The sequence below is a fragment of the Irregularibacter muris genome (assembly GCF_024622505.1).
In the GTDB taxonomy this organism is placed as follows: Bacteria; Bacillota; Clostridia; order Eubacteriales; family Garciellaceae; genus Irregularibacter; species Irregularibacter muris.
The window spans coordinates 42035-59534 of sequence record NZ_JANKAS010000015.1; the positions used below are offsets into that span (position 1 = coordinate 42035).

General features: G+C 33.5%; 22 protein-coding genes and 2 pseudogenes. All 24 read left to right on the forward strand.

Annotated elements, in window-relative coordinates:
- Positions 1-86: 86 nt before the first annotated feature.
- The 24 genes and pseudogenes from NSA47_RS15470 to NSA47_RS13230 all read left to right on the forward strand — a co-directional run bounded on the left by NSA47_RS15470 (position 87) and on the right by NSA47_RS13230 (position 17253).
- The gene (locus NSA47_RS15470; protein ID WP_257532707.1) at positions 87-869 is read left to right on the forward strand and encodes a murein hydrolase activator EnvC family protein; all 783 of its coding nucleotides are present in this window, start codon (positions 87-89) and stop codon (positions 867-869) included.
- Positions 870-885: 16 nt separating this feature from the next.
- Positions 886-1773: a site-2 protease family protein gene (locus NSA47_RS13120; protein ID WP_257532709.1), complete on the forward strand. Its 888-nt coding sequence runs from the start codon at positions 886-888 to the stop codon at positions 1771-1773.
- Between the two features lie 73 nt (positions 1774-1846).
- Positions 1847-3682: a TIGR03960 family B12-binding radical SAM protein gene (locus NSA47_RS13125; RefSeq protein WP_506323681.1), complete on the forward strand. Its 1836-nt coding sequence runs from the start codon at positions 1847-1849 to the stop codon at positions 3680-3682.
- On the forward strand, positions 3669-4373 hold the full coding sequence (locus tag NSA47_RS13130; protein ID WP_257532710.1) for a TIGR03936 family radical SAM-associated protein: 705 nt from the start codon (positions 3669-3671) through the stop codon (positions 4371-4373). Before NSA47_RS13125 ends, NSA47_RS13130 begins: the two co-directional genes overlap by 14 nt.
- 25 nt (positions 4374-4398) lie before the next feature.
- A complete protein-coding gene (locus tag NSA47_RS13135) occupies positions 4399-5859 on the forward strand; it encodes an Rne/Rng family ribonuclease (RefSeq protein ID WP_257532712.1) in 1461 nt (486 codons plus the stop codon).
- Between the two features lie 235 nt (positions 5860-6094).
- On the forward strand, positions 6095-7132 hold the full coding sequence (locus NSA47_RS15475) for a S66 family peptidase (RefSeq protein WP_257532714.1): 1038 nt from the start codon (positions 6095-6097) through the stop codon (positions 7130-7132).
- A gap of 82 nt (positions 7133-7214) precedes the next feature.
- A complete protein-coding gene (locus NSA47_RS13145; protein ID WP_257532716.1) occupies positions 7215-7751 on the forward strand; it encodes a GNAT family N-acetyltransferase in 537 nt (178 codons plus the stop codon).
- Positions 7752-7841: 90 nt separating this feature from the next.
- Positions 7842-7997: a hypothetical protein gene (locus NSA47_RS13150; protein WP_257532718.1), complete on the forward strand. Its 156-nt coding sequence runs from the start codon at positions 7842-7844 to the stop codon at positions 7995-7997.
- Positions 7998-8079: 82 nt separating this feature from the next.
- On the forward strand, positions 8080-8544 hold the full coding sequence (locus NSA47_RS13155) for a pyridoxamine 5'-phosphate oxidase family protein (protein ID WP_257532719.1): 465 nt from the start codon (positions 8080-8082) through the stop codon (positions 8542-8544).
- A gap of 54 nt (positions 8545-8598) precedes the next feature.
- Positions 8599-8784 (forward strand): annotated as a pseudogene (locus tag NSA47_RS13160) (GNAT family N-acetyltransferase); the annotation flags it as partial.
- 109 nt (positions 8785-8893) lie between these two features.
- Positions 8894-9649, forward strand: coding sequence for a class I SAM-dependent methyltransferase (locus NSA47_RS13165; protein WP_257532721.1), 756 nt, complete (start codon positions 8894-8896; stop codon positions 9647-9649).
- A 74-nt stretch (positions 9650-9723) separates the two neighbouring features.
- The gene (locus NSA47_RS13170; protein ID WP_257532723.1) at positions 9724-10710 is read left to right on the forward strand and encodes a DUF4003 family protein; all 987 of its coding nucleotides are present in this window, start codon (positions 9724-9726) and stop codon (positions 10708-10710) included.
- A gap of 365 nt (positions 10711-11075) precedes the next feature.
- Positions 11076-11897: a GNAT family N-acetyltransferase gene (locus tag NSA47_RS13175; protein ID WP_257532725.1), complete on the forward strand. Its 822-nt coding sequence runs from the start codon at positions 11076-11078 to the stop codon at positions 11895-11897.
- A gap of 14 nt (positions 11898-11911) precedes the next feature.
- On the forward strand, positions 11912-12460 hold the full coding sequence (locus tag NSA47_RS13180) for a GNAT family N-acetyltransferase (protein ID WP_257532727.1): 549 nt from the start codon (positions 11912-11914) through the stop codon (positions 12458-12460).
- Positions 12461-12620: 160 nt separating this feature from the next.
- Entirely contained in the window at positions 12621-13091 is a 471-nt protein-coding gene (locus NSA47_RS13185) for a GNAT family N-acetyltransferase (protein ID WP_257532729.1), read from the forward strand.
- 85 nt (positions 13092-13176) lie between these two features.
- Positions 13177-13629 (forward strand): GNAT family N-acetyltransferase, encoded by a 453-nt coding sequence (locus tag NSA47_RS13190; RefSeq protein ID WP_257532731.1) that lies wholly within the window; start codon positions 13177-13179, stop codon positions 13627-13629.
- 35 nt (positions 13630-13664) lie between these two features.
- Positions 13665-14258 carry a GNAT family N-acetyltransferase gene (locus tag NSA47_RS13195; protein WP_257532733.1) on the forward strand — a complete coding sequence of 198 codons (594 nt, stop codon included), beginning with the start codon at positions 13665-13667 and terminating at the stop codon, positions 14256-14258.
- A gap of 61 nt (positions 14259-14319) precedes the next feature.
- Positions 14320-14781, forward strand: a complete 462-nt coding sequence (locus NSA47_RS13200) for a GNAT family N-acetyltransferase (protein WP_257532735.1) — start codon at positions 14320-14322, stop codon at positions 14779-14781.
- A 33-nt stretch (positions 14782-14814) separates the two neighbouring features.
- On the forward strand, positions 14815-15018 hold the full coding sequence (locus NSA47_RS13205; RefSeq protein ID WP_257532737.1) for a hypothetical protein: 204 nt from the start codon (positions 14815-14817) through the stop codon (positions 15016-15018).
- A 104-nt stretch (positions 15019-15122) separates the two neighbouring features.
- Positions 15123-15374, forward strand: a complete 252-nt coding sequence (locus tag NSA47_RS13210) for a hypothetical protein (protein WP_257532739.1) — start codon at positions 15123-15125, stop codon at positions 15372-15374.
- 57 nt (positions 15375-15431) lie between these two features.
- The gene (locus NSA47_RS13215) at positions 15432-15674 is read left to right on the forward strand and encodes a hypothetical protein (protein WP_257532742.1); all 243 of its coding nucleotides are present in this window, start codon (positions 15432-15434) and stop codon (positions 15672-15674) included.
- Between the two features lie 182 nt (positions 15675-15856).
- Positions 15857-16183, forward strand: a complete 327-nt coding sequence (locus NSA47_RS13220; protein WP_257532744.1) for a nucleoside triphosphate pyrophosphohydrolase — start codon at positions 15857-15859, stop codon at positions 16181-16183.
- Between the two features lie 53 nt (positions 16184-16236).
- A pseudogene (locus tag NSA47_RS13225) lies at positions 16237-16644 on the forward strand (HIT family protein).
- Between the two features lie 69 nt (positions 16645-16713).
- Entirely contained in the window at positions 16714-17253 is a 540-nt protein-coding gene (locus tag NSA47_RS13230; protein WP_257532746.1) for a GNAT family N-acetyltransferase, read from the forward strand.
- The last annotated feature ends 247 nt before the right edge of the window (positions 17254-17500 follow it).

Consider the following 17500-nt stretch of genomic DNA (forward strand, 5'->3'; position numbering starts at 1 on the left):
AATAAAGTAATAAAAGTGAACTATGAAAAATATATTATATTAAATTAGCAACAAAAGGAAAAGGTAAAAAGAAGGGAGGACTAACCGTGGATGATGAAAAACTGAAGGTTGAAAGTAGAAGGATCCGTCTGGAACCCAAAATAAGGGGAAGAAGGCTTAACAAAGAAGAAAAAGTTGAGGACTGGGAAGACATTGATATCCAGACCTTTGACTTAGAAAAATTCATAAGAAAAAATATTATTCGATTAGTAGTATCGGTGATTATCTTTGCCTTGGTGTTTACCATAAGAGCACTCCCACTTTCTCTAGCACAAAAAATAAATGAGGGAGTAAAATGGTCCCTTTCCTATCAAATGGATTGGAAAGATAACATTTTAGAAAGAAGAAATATTATACCTGTAATGGGTAATCAGATTAAAAATTTTATCAGCCCCAAGGATAAGGAAGAAGATAAAAATAGGGATAAGAAATATTTACCACCTGTAGAGGGAGTTGTTACCGTTCCCTTTGGCGAAGGAATACATCCTGTATTTAAAACTAAGATTGAGGCTAGAGGCATCGAAATAAGTGGGGATCCAGGAGGGACAATACAGGCTATAGAAGCGGGGAAAATAGTACAGATTAAGGAAAGTACCTATGGAGGAAAGAGAGTTGTCTTAAGTCATCAATCCAACCTAAAAAGTGTTTACGAGGGATGCTATGAGACTTCTGTAGAATTAAACCAGGAAATAAAACAAGGGGATCCCTTAGGAAAAACAAAAACAGGGGAAGGAATAGAGAGTTCTATATTTTATTTTGAATTATGGGAAGGAGATAAGGCAGTGAACCCACAGAATTATATGAATCTAGAGTTACAATCAGCAAATTAAAGGACGTGAACCCAGGGTGAAGAAAATAAGAATATATGGTACTATTCTTTCCATAAACCTTTTATTTTTTCCCATTATTTTTTTATTGTATTACCTAGGTTATGGCAAGGAAATGGTAATTTTAATTAGCATCATCTTTATTCATGAACTATCCCATGGAATAGCTGCCATGATTCTAGGAATAAAAATTAGAGAAATACAATTGCTCCCCTTTGGAGGAGTGATAAAACTGGACAAAAATTTAAGTTTTACCCTTGGAGAGGAAATATTTATTTCAGCAGCGGGGCCAATATCCAACATGGTACTTTCCGCTACTGTATTTTTTTTGAAAGAATATTTTGGATGGGTAAGTAGTGATTTGGATTTTGTGTTTTACAGCAGTCTTATGATAGGTATTTTTAACTTAATTCCTGCTCTACCTCTAGATGGGGGCAGAATATTTAGGAGTATGTTATCATTTTTTATATCCTATAAAAATGCAACCAAAGTAATTGCAGTATTTTCTATGTTAATAGGAGTTTTGCTTATTGCCTTTAATATCTATATTTTTTCCTTTGAAAAATATAACTTTGCCTATGCATTCATTGGAGTACTCATCATCTATCAATCTCACAGGGAACAAAAAATGGCAACCTATGCTACAATGAGGGATATCGCATCAAAAAAGGAAAATTTAAATAAATCAGGTTCCATGGAGTCCCAGCATATTACTGTATTGCCTCAAACAAGTCTAGGAATAATCTTTAAACAATTTACACCCAAAAAATTTCATATCATATATGTTTTGGATGAGGAATATGCACTAAAGGGCATTATCACAGAAGATCAGATTTTAAATGCTATATTATTACATGGAATGCATGCAAAAGTAAAAATAATATTGGAAAAAAGACATGAATATTGATAAAATGTTAATGTTCTTGAAATAACTATACATGGATATAGATGAAAAGGTGATTAAGTTGAAAAGTAAACTAATGAATAAAATACTGCCTACAGTAAAAAATCCAATACAATATATTGGTAAGGAATTAAATAGTGTTCACAAGGAAATTAAATCAGATACAATAAGGTATGCCTTTGCATTTCCAGATATATATGAGATCGGCATGTCTCATCTAGGGATGAAAATATTGTATCATTTGCTAAATGAGCAAGAGGATATCTATTGTGAAAGAGTATTTGCTCCTATGGTAGACATGGAAGAGAAAATGCGTAGAGAAAACATTCCACTATTTGCTTGGGAAACAATGGATGCCATTACTCATTTTGATTTTATAGGATTTACCTTACAGTATGAAATGAGCTATAGCAATATTATCAATATGTTAGATCTAGGGGAAGTCCCTCTTTTGGCAGCAGAGAGGACAAAGGAACATCCTTTTGTCATGGTGGGAGGACCCTGTGCCTATAACCCAGAACCCTTGGCAGACTTTGTAGATATTGTCATCTTAGGAGAGGCGGAAGAAGTTATATTAGAAGTAATGGAAGCCTATAGAAAATGGAAAAAATCAGAGGGGAGTAGAAAAGACTTTCTACACTCCATAGCTTCTATTACCGGCGTATATATTCCAGCTTTTTATCAAGTGGAGTATGATGAGGAAGGAAAAATTACAAGCTTTCAGCCTATTTCTTCAGCCTATCCTTCCACAGTACAAAAAAGAATAATTAAGGATTTAGACAAGACTTATTATCCAGATAAAGTAGTGGTACCCTATACCAATATAGTACATGATCGTATTATGTTGGAGCTTTTCAGAGGATGCACAAGAGGATGTCGTTTTTGTCAAGCAGGTATGATTTATAGACCGGTTAGAGAAAAGACACCAGAAACCCTAAAAAGTATTGCAGAAAAATTAGTCAAAAATACAGGGTATGAAGACATATCCTTAGCTTCTTTAAGTACAAGTGACTATACCCAGTTAGTTCCTTTGGTAAAAAATCTGATGGAAGAATACAAAGATAAAGGGGTAGGACTTTCCCTTCCTTCCCTTAGAATTGATTCCTTTTCTATAAAACTTGCAGAGGAAATACAAAAAGTCAGAAAAACCGGGCTCACTTTTGCCCCAGAGGCAGGCACCCAAAAATTAAGGAATGTGATAAACAAGGGCGTTACAGAAGAAAATCTTATGGAAGCTACTAGACAAGCTTTTGAAGCCGGTTGGGGTACTATAAAACTTTATTTCATGATTGGCCTCCCTACAGAGACTAATGAAGATATAGAAGGCATTGGGGATTTGGGTAAAAAAGTAGTACAACAATATTTTCAAGTAGAAAAAGAAAAAAGAAATAAAGCCCTTAGAGTGACAGTAAGCACTTCTTCCTTTGTGCCAAAGCCCTTCACGCCTTTTCAATGGGAACCTCAAAATACTATGGAAGAATTAAAGGAAAAACAACAGTATTTAAAGAATATTATTAGAGATAGGAAGATTTCCTATAGCTGGCATGAACCTAAAATTAGTTTTTTAGAGGCTATATTTGCTAGGGGAGATAGAAGATTAGGTAAAGTATTATTAAAAGCCTGGGAAAAAGGATGTAAATTTGATGGATGGGATGAACATTTTAAATTTAACAGCTGGATGGAAGCCTTTGAAGAATGTCATATAGATCCCTCCTTTTATGCCCATAGAAAAAGAGAGTATGAAGAAAAACTACCTTGGGATTTTATAGATATAGGGGTAAGTAAAAGCTTCCTTATTCGAGAACACAAAAATGCTCTTAAGGAAAGGGTCACTCCTTTTTGCAGGGAAAACTGTGTGAATTGTGGAGTGGAAAATTTTGATGGGGGATGGACATGTTATGTGGATTGCTAGACTAAAACTGATCATGGGAGAAGAAGTACGTTATATCTCCCATTTAGACTTACAAAGAGCTTTTCAAAGGGCCTTAAGAAGGGCTGAAATTGATGTGGCCTATTCCCAAGGGTTTAATCCCCATCCAAAGACCTCATTTGCCATGGCCTTAGCTGTAGGGATGACCAGTGAGGGGGAATATATAGACGTTGAATTAAATACAAAAATTCAGCCGGAAGAATTGATGACAAGATTGAATAATTCTTTGCCCCAGGGATTACAGGTAGTTCAGTGCAAATTGAGAGATAAGCCTCATCCTTCCCTAATGTCACAGATCGATAAAGCGATATATACTATAGAAATCTTAACCCAAGGGAAAAATGATTATTTAGATATACAGCTTTTAATAGAATTTTTTATGCAACAAGATGAAATCATAGTAGAAAGGGTAAATAAAAAGGGGAAGAAATCCAGCAAGAATATAAGACCTTTCATTGACTTTATACAATTAGAAGAAGTACAAGATCAATTGATTATCCTAAAAACAAGGCTTGCTACAGGGAGTAAAAATAATGTGAAGCCTGAAAATATGATTGAGAAGTTAATTGCCTTTGGAGGAAAAAAGATAAACTATGAAGGGTTAAAAATACATCGAATTGATTTATTAACCCAAGAGGGGAAAAAACTAATCAGCCCAATAGAAAATTTTTAAGGGGTTATCGGGGAGCTGAAAGATAGTGAAAAGAATTATTGTGGATATTAACCATGCCCAATCTAGAATAGCCTTGGCGGACAATGAGGAATTAATAGAATTTTATATTGAAAGACCAAAGGATAAAAGAATAGTAGGAAATATCTATAAGGGCAAAGTGGAAAATGTATTACCAGGAATGCAAGCAGCTTTTATCAATATCGGGATTGAAAAAAATGCCTTCTTGTATGTTAAGGATACCTTGACCCTATTAAACCAACAGGATAGAGATGAAGACGAACTTCCGCCTATTAATCAAATTTTAAAAAGAGGACAGGAAATCATGGTGCAGGTGATAAAGGAACCCATAGATCAAAAAGGAGCTAGGGTTTCAGCTGACATTACTATCCCTGGACGGTATCTGGTGTTAATGCCAACAGTGGATTATATCGGCATATCCCGAAGAATACAAGATGACCATGAAAGGGAAAGACTTAAAAGTATTGCTCAGGAAATTATTCCTTCAAATATGGGAGTCATTATTCGAACAGAGGCAAAGGACATTGAAAAAGAAGAATTTGTTCAAGACTTAAATTTTCTTTTAAAAATGTGGGAGAAGATAGATTATCAATACAAACTTGTACTGGCTCCAAGAGCACTACACGAGGAATTAGAACTTATCTATAGGACAGTACGGGATTTATTTACTAAAGAAATAGATGAATTTATCATTAACGAAAAAGATCACTATAAAAAGGTTTTAGAAATGGTGGACATGATATCTCCTACCTTAAAGGATAAAGTACACTACTATAAAGAGGATTTGGATATTTTTAGTCATTATCATATCCGATCCCAAATCGACGAAATGCTCAGCAATAAAGTATGGTTAGACTCTGGAGGGTATATCGTCATTGATCGAACGGAAGCCCTAACCGTAGTGGATGTAAATACGGGGAAATTTGTTGGAAGTATTAATTTACAGGATACTGTATTAAAGACAAATCTAGAGGCGGCTCAAGAGATTGCAAAGCAGCTGAGACTACGAAATATTGGTGGTATCATTATTATTGACTTTATTGATATGAAAAGCCCCCAGGATGAAGAAAAGGTATTGAGCAAACTAAAAGATGCCTTAAAAAAAGATAAGACGAGAACCAACGTATTGGGGATTACCTCCCTAGGATTAGTAGAAATGACTCGGAAAAAAGTCAGAAAATCCATAGGAAAAATCTTACAAGAACCCTGTCCCCTTTGCAATGGTACAGGTCAAGTGTTATCCATAGATAGTATACTGGTGGAAATAGACGAATTTTTCATGAGAAATCCTCATTTCAAAGAAGAGAAAACCATGTACCTCCACCTCAACCCTCATATTGCTTTAATGCTTGAGCAGGAAGAGGATCATTCCTTAGAACAATTAGAAAATAAATATCATATGATTTTTAAAATTGTAGCCAATGACGCCCTATCTCATGATCAGGTTAGAGTCCTAAAACATGAATAAAAATTGTATAAACATCCAAGGATATTTATATTAATCTCTGGGGAAAAATGATAAAGTCTAAACGACATTGACAACTACTGGAACCCATGTAATAATATATGAAAAGTGAGTATGCTTAAGCATGAATATGTGAGCAGCATAGGGACTAAAAAGTCCTACACGAACGGTCAAAACCCTTCGGAGTCACAGATATCTGTGATTTCGTGGGTTTTTTTATTAGAAAGGAAGGATATAGGTGATAAAACCAAAAAGATTACAGGAAGGCTCAAAGATTGCTATTATTTCTCCTTCAAATGGATTACCTTTCTTATTCCCTGACATTTATGAATTAGGGCTGAAAAATTTAAGAGAAATCATAGGCTTAGAGATCATAGAAATGCCAGGAGCAAGATTATCCCCCGATGAACTTTATAAAAATCCAAAGCTTCGGGCACAAGACATCAATAATGCCTTTGAAGATGATCGTATTGATGGCATAATCACTTCCATTGGTGGATATGAATCCATAAGAATTCTACCCTATTTGAATACCGATAGGATAGTAAAAAATCCAAAATTTATCATGGGATTTTCAGATGCTACAACTTTTCTTGCCTATCTAAATTATCTTGGTATGGTAACCTTTTATGGACCTTCTGTAATGGCAGGATTTGCCCAACTTAAATCTCTGCCCCCTCAGTTTATTGAACATATAAAAACTATTTTCTTTTCTAATGATTATCCTTACTTATATCCTTCATATACTCATTGGACCAATGGGTATAAGGACTGGAAAAATCTCAATACTTTAGGGGAGTGTACTAGAGTTTACGAAAATGAAAATGGCTGGATATTTTTACAGGGCAAGAAAAATGTAGAAGGCAGATTATGGGGAGGCTGCATTGAAGTTTTGGAGTTTATGAAATCCACAGATTACTGGCCAGATAAAGACTTTTGGCAGGATAAAATACTTTTCTTTGAGATCTCTGAAGAAAAGCCATTGCCCGATCAAGTAGGATATATGCTTCGAAACTATGGAATGCAAGGGGTTTTTCATAAGGCGAAGGGTATTGTTTTTGGCCGACCTAAGGATTATTCCCATAAGGAAAAAGAGGAACTTAATCATATGATTATAAAAATAGTAAAAGAGGAATTTAATGCCTCAGATATCCCAATCGTAGTTGATATGGATTTTGGGCATACCGATCCAAAAATCATATTGCCCTTAGGATGTAAAGTGAAATTAAATGCTAAGGCAAAAGAGTGTACATTATTAGAAAGTCCCTTTAGGTGATTATGAGCTAGAGGGACTTTCTAAAGATAGTTTCTAAGCATAAAGAAATAAAGAAATAAAGAACCTTTGGAGGGAATTAAAAATGACACAAGTCTCATTAAAGGATGGAAGTATAATAACAATCAGAAAAGCAGTCTCATCTGATGCAAAAGAGGTATTAGAATATATTCATAAAATTAGCAGCGAATCAGATTTTTTGACCTTTGGAGAAGGGGAGTTTCATCGGACGATAGAACAACAGAAAAACTTTATTTATGATATTGCAAAAAGAAAGAATGCCTTATTCATTGTTGCAGAAATAGATGGAAAAATAGTAGGGAATCTAAATTTTTCTGGAGGATTAAGGCCAAGGATGGCCCATACTGGAGAATTCGGGCTTAGCGTTTTACAAGAATACTGGGGGAAAGGTATAGGAACAAAACTAATAAAAAATCTAATCCAGTGGTGCAAGAAATCAGAAACAATAAGAAAAATTAATTTAAAAGTCAGAAACGACAACCACTTAGCAATTCATCTATATAAAAAACTTGGATTTAAACAGGAAGGAATAATAACAAGGGATTTCCTAGTGGATAATCGATTTTATGATTCTATATTTATGGGATTAACTATAGATTGATATACTTATATTGGATAATATTATTATATTATTGGGTATTAGTAGTTTTATATGAAACAAAGATTATTTAGATTAGTAGAGGGGGATTAAATGAAAAGATCAGAAAAACAAAAAAGAAGTTTATCACTTGTTTGGGCTACTCTTACATTATGTACTGGGTGTATAGGTTATTTACTATCAAGGCAATGGTTATTTTTAATGGGTGGTATTGCAGGATTTACTTTAATAACAACACTTAAAAAATAAGCATAATTTATGGTCCATTATTTATCAATTGTGTCATAAGAACAAATTAAGATGAAATCATTATATTTATAGGGGGATACATATGTTTAAAGATATGAGAAGAAAAGATAGAAAGCTAGGGAATGCAGAAACATTAGAAATATTAAAAAATGGGGAGTATGGTATTTTGTCTACAATAAGTGAAAATGGATATCCATATGCAGTGCCATTAAGTTATATTTATATGAATGATTCAATATATTTTGACTGTTCTCTAGAAGGACAAAAATTAGATAATATAAAACATGACGATAAAGTATCCTTTTGTGTAATAGGTAAGACCCATGTTTTACCAGATAAATTTACTACGAACTATGAAAGTGCAATGATAGTTGGAAGAGCAAGTGAAGTTTTGGATGAGGAAAAAAACAAAGTACTTTTAGAATTATTACATAAATACTCACCGAATGACATAGAGAAAGGAAAAGAATATATTAAGAAGTCAGATAGAGCAACGAAAATAATAAAAATAAACATTGAGCATATTTCAGGCAAGGCTAGGAAATAAATTCAATATATTTTTAATGGAATGAATAAATTTTTTTGAAATCGTGATTATACTACCGGAGGGGTTAATGCTATGTGTGAATGGGCATTAAAGCAACCTTCGGTAATTAAAATAGTGGCAGAGACTGAAAAAGAGAATGTACCATCTCAAAGGGTATTAAAAAAATGTAATATGAAGATTTACAAAGAAATTGAAGAATGTTATTGGTGGGAATTAACTAAGAAAATCACACTTGTATAATATATATAGCTATGGATGATATAATTCATATTTTAAAAATAGGTATAATCATAAAGCAAGTTGAACCAATAACTATCAGCAATTTCAAAAAGGGGAGGTTTGTATGAATATGGGTAAAAAATATACAGAAATAAATTCTAAAATTTTTGATCAATGGGTTGAGGAAGGTTGGGAATGGGGTCAACCCATTAGCCACCAAGTTTTTAAAAAAGCCAAAGCCAATGATTGGTTTGTGTTGTTAACTCCTACCAAGCCTGTACCAAAGGAATGGTTTTGTCAGATGAAGGATGCTGAAATACTAGGCTTGGCTTCTGGGGGCGGTCAGCAAATGCCTATATTTGCAGCTTTAGGAGCAAAGTGTACGGTATTGGATTATTCAGAAAAACAATTGCTAAGTGAAAAAGAGGTAGCAGAAAGAGAGAATTATGAGATCAAAATAGTAAAAGCAGATATGACAAATCCTTTGCCCTTTAAGGATGAATCCTTCGATTTAATCTTTCACCCTGTTTCCAATTGTTATGTGGAAGATGTTCTTCCTATTTGGAAAGAGTGTTATAGAGTATTAAAAAAAGGGGGAATTTTATTAGCGGGACTTGATAATGGTATGAACTATATTTTCAATGACGAGGAAACAATGGTAACCTATAAATTACCATTTAATCCTCTAAAAAACAAAAAACAATATGAAGATTCCATAAAAAACGACTGGGGGATTCAATTTTCCCATACCATTGAAGAACAAATTGGAGGACAATTGCAAGTAGGCTTTACCCTTACGGATATATACCAAGATACCAATGGTACAGGCAGGCTCCATGAATTTAATATCCCATCCTTTTATGCAACAAGAGCTATTAAAAAGTGAGATGAATTGTATATTTTATGAAGTCTTATATATATTTATTTTAGATAGTACAGAAAATCAGGAGGTGAAAATAGATGAATCATTCAATGAAACAAAGATGTGAACTATTTGTAAGAAATCGGGATATCATGAAATCTAACTTCAAATGGGATAATTCAGCTTTACATCCATTAAGTGCCTGTCTTTATACCGAACAAGGATTGGAAATTGATGTAGAAAAAATTAAATCAAGTAAAATAATCATTAAAAATGATGCAGGGGTTTTCTCTACTTTTAGAAGCACTGCTTTTTTCATTTTAGCCACCATGTTTTCATTAGACAAGTTTCCAGAGGATAAGTTTCACAAAACATTAAAGGCCTATGAAATATTGAAACAAGAATTTTGGTCCTCTCAATATCTGCCCTTGTCTGCCTTTGTAATGGCCAATAGGATAGAGCCCTTTGAATATGAAAGAGTGGCTCAGAAATCTAAAGAGATCTATCAAAGAATGAAAAAGGAGCATCCATTCCTAACCTCAGGGGAGGATTATGGTTTTGCTATAATGTTTGCTCTTAGTGATGTAACCATAGACAAAGCTATTGATGAGATGGAAAGATGCTATCAGCGATTAAAGGGCAATTTCTTTTCTGCCAATGGGGTACAATCCCTTAGTCATACCCTGGCATTGGGGGAAGAAAATACTGATGAAAAGTGCAATAGAGTAATGGGGATTTTTAAGGGCTTAAAGGAAAAGAACTGCAAATTTGGAACAGGTATGGAATTATCCACATTAGGTGTGCTGGCTTTAATCCCAGAGGATATGGACCAGACCATAAAGGACATCATAGAAGTCAATGAATATCTTCTTTCTTGCAAAGGATTTGGTGCATTGGGTACGGGCAAGGTACAACGACTAATGTATTCCGCAATCTTAGTTGCTCAGGAATATAAGAAATACTGTATAGAACACTTAATGAATATGACATCAATAAACAGCGTAACAAGTATTATTATTGCACAACAAATTGCTATTTCAGTGGTGATTGCGGCAAGTATTACCACTTCGACCCATAGTAATTAGATGAAATTCTTTAAAAACGGGATAAATTGATAAACCCTATTGACATTATATGGAATACATGTAATAATACATAAAAAGTGAGTATGCTTAAGCCATCAGGTGAGCAGCATAGGGACCTAGTAGTCTTACACGAATGGTTAAAACCCTTCGGAGTCACAGATATCTGTGATTCCGTGGGGCTTTTTTATTTAATAATAAAGATAATATCTTTATTATTAAATAAAAAAGAGGGGTTGTAGGGGAAAATCCCCTGCCGATCTAGGAGGGTGCTCTAGAATAGCGGTTTTTGCCATCGCCGAAGGGAACCTAGGGTTCCCTAGCGGAAGCAGCTTTGCTGCTTTTTATATTTATAAGGAGGAATATTCATGATTAAATTACTTACTCAGGCTGACAAAGAAATGATTTTAGAATACCTCGAGAGAAATGAAATTGATACATCCTTTCTCTATGCCAATATTGTTGAATTCGGCATTGACAATAGAAAGGAAATTAGGCGATGTGGAGATTATTACGGGTTTTTCCACAAGGAAATGTTAAGGGGGATATTGCCTTTTTACAATCTAGGAAGTTGCATACCCCATTATGAGGTAGAGGAAGCCATCCTTCCCTTTGCAAAGCTCATGAAAGAAAGACAATTCCAGCATTTGATAGGCATGCGTAAAGTCATAAAACCCTTATATGAAGAGATAAAAGATCATAAGGAAATTTTCTCCTATGAAGAATGCTCTTATTTTGTAAATAAAGACTTTACCCCCTTTATAGTAGAGGACATAAGGTTTATAGAAGCTAATAAAGATATTGTGGATGAGGTAGTGGATTTTGTGTTAACTGCCCGGGCCAAAGGATTTAACGATATTAGTACAAGGGAAGACATAAAAAAATCCTTATTACAACGGGGAGACCAAGAGGACTTTATCATTGCCCAAAGGGATGGAGAAATGATAGCCCAAGCTTGTATACAGACTTACACCCCTCAGATCAATCAGATTGGTAGTGTTTATACCAAGGAAGAAGAGAGAGGCAAGGGTTATTGTAAGGCAATTGTATCTGAAATCTGCAGAAGGATTATTGCCAAAGGGAAAACACCAACCCTTTCGGTAAAGAAAAATAATACACCTGCCATAAGAGCTTATACTTCTCTAGGATTTGAACATTACGAAGATTATTTGATCGTAAAAGTTCAATAGGAGGGGATATTGATATGCATAAAGAGTTTTTTAAAGTAGTAGAATTAAAAAACTATCAGAAATTGATCATCCGAAAGCCAGTGGTACAAGATGCTGAAAGAATGATTGAATATCTTAATGCTGTAGGTGGGGAAAGTGACAATCTATTATTCGGGAAAGATGAATTTCATCTTTCCCTGGAACAAGAAAGAGAATATATCAAAAACTTGTATAGCAATCCTCACACCCTTATGTTACTAGGAATAATAGAAGATAAGATTGTTAGTATTGTACAAATTAGTAGTTCTAGCAGAAAGAGAATAGCCCATAATAGTGAAATCGCTATTTCAGTAAAAAAGGAATATTGGAGAAGGGGTATAGGCAGTGCAATGATGGAAGAATTAATCAGATTTGCAAGGGAGCATAGCACCATAAAAACCATAAGTCTTGGAGTAAGAGCTGGAAATCAAAATGCCATTAAGCTCTATGAAAAATTTGGATTTGAGCAGGTGGGAATCCATAAGAATTATTTTAACATTAGGGGAACCTTTGAAAATGGAATCCTTATGGATTTATATCTTTAATGATGAGCACACATTTAAAATACTAATAAGAATAAAGGATTTTATTAATTAGATCTCATTTGAAAATTATGATTAGTATATATTAGTACAATGATATCCTAGAATCGCACTAGGTTGTAGCATTCGATAGAAAGTTATTGAATTTGAATGGAGGATAATTATGGTCAAATTAGAAAAAATGAGTCAGCAGGATTTTGGTGATTACCTCTCTAACGCTATAGTTGAATATGCAAAGGAAAAGATTAAAGCAGGTACTTGGGCTGAAAAAGAGGCATACAAATTATCGGAAGAAGCATTTAATAAACTACTTCCGGATGGTGTAAATACAGAAAAACAGTATCTCTTCTCTATTATGAATATTAATGAGCAAATAAAGATTGGATATTTGTGGTTTCAGTATTCTGAAAGTTTGATCGGTAAAGAGGCCTTTATATATGATTTCTATATTTTTGAAGAATTCCGTGGCAAGGGATACGGTATAGAGTCTATGAAAGCTCTTGATACAGAGGTAAGAAAGCTTAAAATAGATAAAATATCACTACATGTATTTTCGCATAATAAAAGAGCTATATCGCTATATCGAAAGGTTGGCTTCGTGGACAAAGACCTACTTATGTCTAAATATATTTAACAAAAGCTTGTTTTTATATACCATTTGTAATAGTGCGTAGTAGTAAAAAAATATGCATTAAAAGACTTATTCTAGGAGGGAAAGAATGGTGGAGTTAAAGGAATATAATATTTTAGATGATGGAGAAATTGATGTTATTCTATATAAGAAGAGTAATGGCGATGCCTTAAAGGATTTTTCACCAGAATATAAATTTCATATTTTATTGCATGAGTCAGATATTGTCATCGGACATATCAACTTCAGATTAGGAGATACTGAAAAAATATTAAAATATATTGGTCATATTGGATATGGCATAGATGAACAATATCGTGGAAATAAATACGCCGCAAAGGCTTGTAAAATTATTAGAAAAGTTGCTAAAGAACACGGAATGGAAAAGGTGATTATTACATGTAATCCAGATAACTATGCCTCAAGAAAAACCTGCGAAACTATTGGTGCAAGATTTATTGAAGTAGTTGATATTCCTGAAACGTCAGATGTATATTCTTTAAATGAAACCCAAAAATGTCGATATGAATGGGAATTATAGGGGGATATTTATTTCCAAATTGTTTTATTTTTATAATGAGAAAGGATGGGAATATGCTAAACCACCAAGGGACAATTCAATTGGAAACAAAAAGATTATTACTTAGACGATTTACCATGGATGATGGAGAAGATATGTTTAATCACTGGGCTGGGGATTATGATATATGTAAATATATGAGATGGCAGGCTCATAGGAGTGTAGAGGAAACCAAGGATGTAATAAATAGCTGGATTTTTTCCTATGATGAATCCCCCTTTTATTTATGGGCCATTGAATTTAAGGAAACCCAAGAACTTATAGGCTCTATTAGTCTGTTTGTAATCAATGAAAATGACCTTTGTGGAGATGTTGGTTACTGTGTAGGGAAAAGATACTGGGGGCAAGGAATTGCCACTGAGGCCCTTAAGACAGTATTAGATTTTGCTTTTATGAATATTGGCTTCAATCGTATAGAAACCTATCATTCTACTAGCAATCCTGCATCAGGTCGAGTCATGCAAAAATGTGGAATGATCTTTGAAGGCCTTGCAAGACAAAAGTATAAAAGTATTATTGGCTTTGAAAATAGTAATATGTATGCCTTGTTGAAGGAAGATTACATAAATAATCTATGTCATAAGGTATAGGTTAAAAACACAAGTAAAGGATTGTTTTGTAAAGTTTTATATTGAATATGGGGTGCAAATGATGATAAGAGCCTTAAAAAAAGATGATTTTCAACAACTTAGAGTTTTATATGAGCAAATTCAAGATATTCATGTTAAAAATAGGTCTGATGTATATAAGGATATCAATCCCCTTAATCATGAATATTTTCAATTTTTACTCTCAGACAAAAACACATTAACTACTGTTTATGAAGAGGATAGTAAACTCATTGGATTCTGTGTAGTTACCATAAAGGAAATTAAAGACCATCCTGTTATGCAAGATAGAAAGACAGCATTTATGGAAGGATTATGTGTACAAGAAAACTATAGATGCCAGGGGATCGGTAAACAGTTGTTTGAAGATATAAAAGGTAGACTAAAGGAAAAAGATATAAGTAAGCTAGAATTAATGGTTTGGAATTTTAACGAAAGTGCAATTAATTTTTATAAAAATGAAGGAATGAAAACCAGAAGTGAAATTATGGAATTATCTCTGTAGATAAATATAAAATAAAGAAAGGAGATAAAAACTATGAAAATTAATAAGGGGACAAAAGTTGGGATCATAATTGAAATTATCGCAATTATTATCATGCTTCTTCTAGCCTTATTTAATAAGACTGTTCCATCGATAATAGTGTGGATTTTTAGTATAGGCATGCTAATTGCTCTGGGTGGATCATTAATAGAATTATCAAAAAACAAGAGGGATAATTCGAGATTGAGAGCACCGTAATAGATCATTTTAAATTCGTATTCTTTATATATTATATAAAACAGTAATAAAATACAGAATATAGATTATATATTTTTTTCATAGAAGGATGGGAGGGAATGATTTTGAAACTGGTATTTTTAATCGGAAATTTAGCTGTGGGAAAAATGACAGTGGGACAAGAGTTTGCAAAAATTACAGATTTGCGTTTATTCCATAATCATATGGCCATTGAACCAGTCATTGAAATATTTGGGTATTTTAATGGGAAAGTAATTAATAAATTAAGAGATGTAATTTTTGAAGAATTCGCTGTATCTGATCATTATGGATTAATATTTACATATATGTGGGCTTTCGACCAAAAATCTGATTGAGATTATGTTGAGCATGTAAGCAATATTTTTAGAAAAAACAATGCTGATGTTTATTATGTGGAACTTGTATCCCCTCAATCAATAAGGCTACAAAGAAATACTAGTGAAAATCGTTTAAAGTATAAGGCTTCAAAACAAGATATAGAAACCTCTAATCAAAGACTTATCAATGATGACAAGAAATATCGTTGCGTTAGCAACCAGGATGAAATACAGTTTGACAACTATATCAAAATTGACAATTCCAATCTTTCGGCAGAACTTGTTGCAAAAATGATAAAAGAACACTTTGCCCTATAAATTTATAGAAACATATACTAGAATGATAAATAGCCTTATATAAAATTAAAACTAAAGGGATGGGCTTTGATGGGATACCTCCTCTAAAAAATACCATGAAAAATTTAGAGATAATAGAGTTTGAGAAAGTATTCTGATATAAAATTTGTAGATTTAGAAAACCGATGATTTAGGAGGAATGAATGATGAAGGAAAGGCATTATAATAAATTGGTCAGGGATAATATCCCAGATATTATTAAAAAAGGTGGAAGTATCCCCGTGACCCGGGTCTTGGGCAAGGATGAATATATGGCTTGTTTACATAGAAAACTACAAGAAGAGGTTGCAGAGTATCTGAAAGATAATAACCTTGAAGAATTATGTGATATTTTAGAAGTGCTTGAGGCGATTGCTACAGTAATGGAATTTTCTGAGAATGAAATAGAAGAGGTAAAAGAGAAAAAGGCAGAAAAAAATGGAGCTTTTAAAGAAAAAATATTTTTGGAAAAGGTAATTGTAGAGGGGTAAATTTTCATAATAGATATAGGAAATAAAGAATTGCTAAATAGTAGGAGGAGACTATGGACTGTATCTTTTGTCAAATAGTAGAGGGAAAAATTGATTCAAATATAATTTATCAGGATGATTTAATTACATGTTTTTTGGATATTGACCCTATTCATGAAGGGCATATGTTGATTGTTCCTAATAAACATTATTTGGATGTTGATGAAATCCCTGATTAAACACTTATTACTATAGTGAGTTTATCCAAAAAGATTGTAAAGGTAATTAAAGAAAAATATTCCCCGGAGGGTTATAGTATGATGCAAAATGGTGGGATATTTAATGATATAGAGCATTATCACCTACATATATTTCCAAGATATCAATATGATGGATTTGGGTGGATATTTAGTGACATTGCACATGATGTATCCACTAAGATTGCTAAAGAATTAAAAGAATTGCTTACTCAAATAAAATAGGCATTGTCTTTCGTTTCATTTAGAATACATTATTTATTAATCCTATAGTAAATACAAGGGGGACGACAAATGTTTAAGCATATTATTGATCAAGACGTAGAATTAAGACTATTAGATAATCACCATGCAGAAGTTATATTTCAATCTATTGATTCTTGTAGAGAGCATTTAAGAGAATGGTTACCTTGGGTAGATGGCACCAAAACTGTAGAAGACACAAAAAGCTTTATTGAAATGACAAAAAAGCAATTTGCATCTAATGAAGGATTTCAAACAGGAATATGGTACCAAGGGGAGTTTGCAGGCATTATTGGATATCATGGAATCAATTGGGCAAATAAATCGGTAAGTATCGGCTATTGGATGGATGAAAGATATATAGGAAAAGGGATTATGACCAAGGCTTGTAAAGCCTTTGTAGATTATGCCTTTTATGGATATAAACTAAATAGGGTAGAGATTAGATGTGCCCAAGGAAATGATAAAAGCAGAGCAATCCCAGGAAGGTTGGGTTTTCATGAGGAAGGCATCATAAGAGAATCTGAATGGCTTTATGATCACTATGTAGATCATGTTGTCTATGGGATGCTGGATAGAGAATGGAAATAGTGTGGGTACAAATTTTTCTTAAAGTGTGTGGCGGTTGTAAAATGTTATAAGTTAATCAATATCTCAGCTTGATTGGGGGAGAGGTAATGAGGTTAATAGCACACAAACTCTCAGAAGAACAGTAAGCGTCTTTTAATAACATGTACCAATAAATAATGGCGGCCAAATGGCCGCCATTATTATCTATTATTTCGACTTGCATGCTGCCTGAACCTGTGGGTTCCATGGAAGTAGCTTGTCTAGAAAA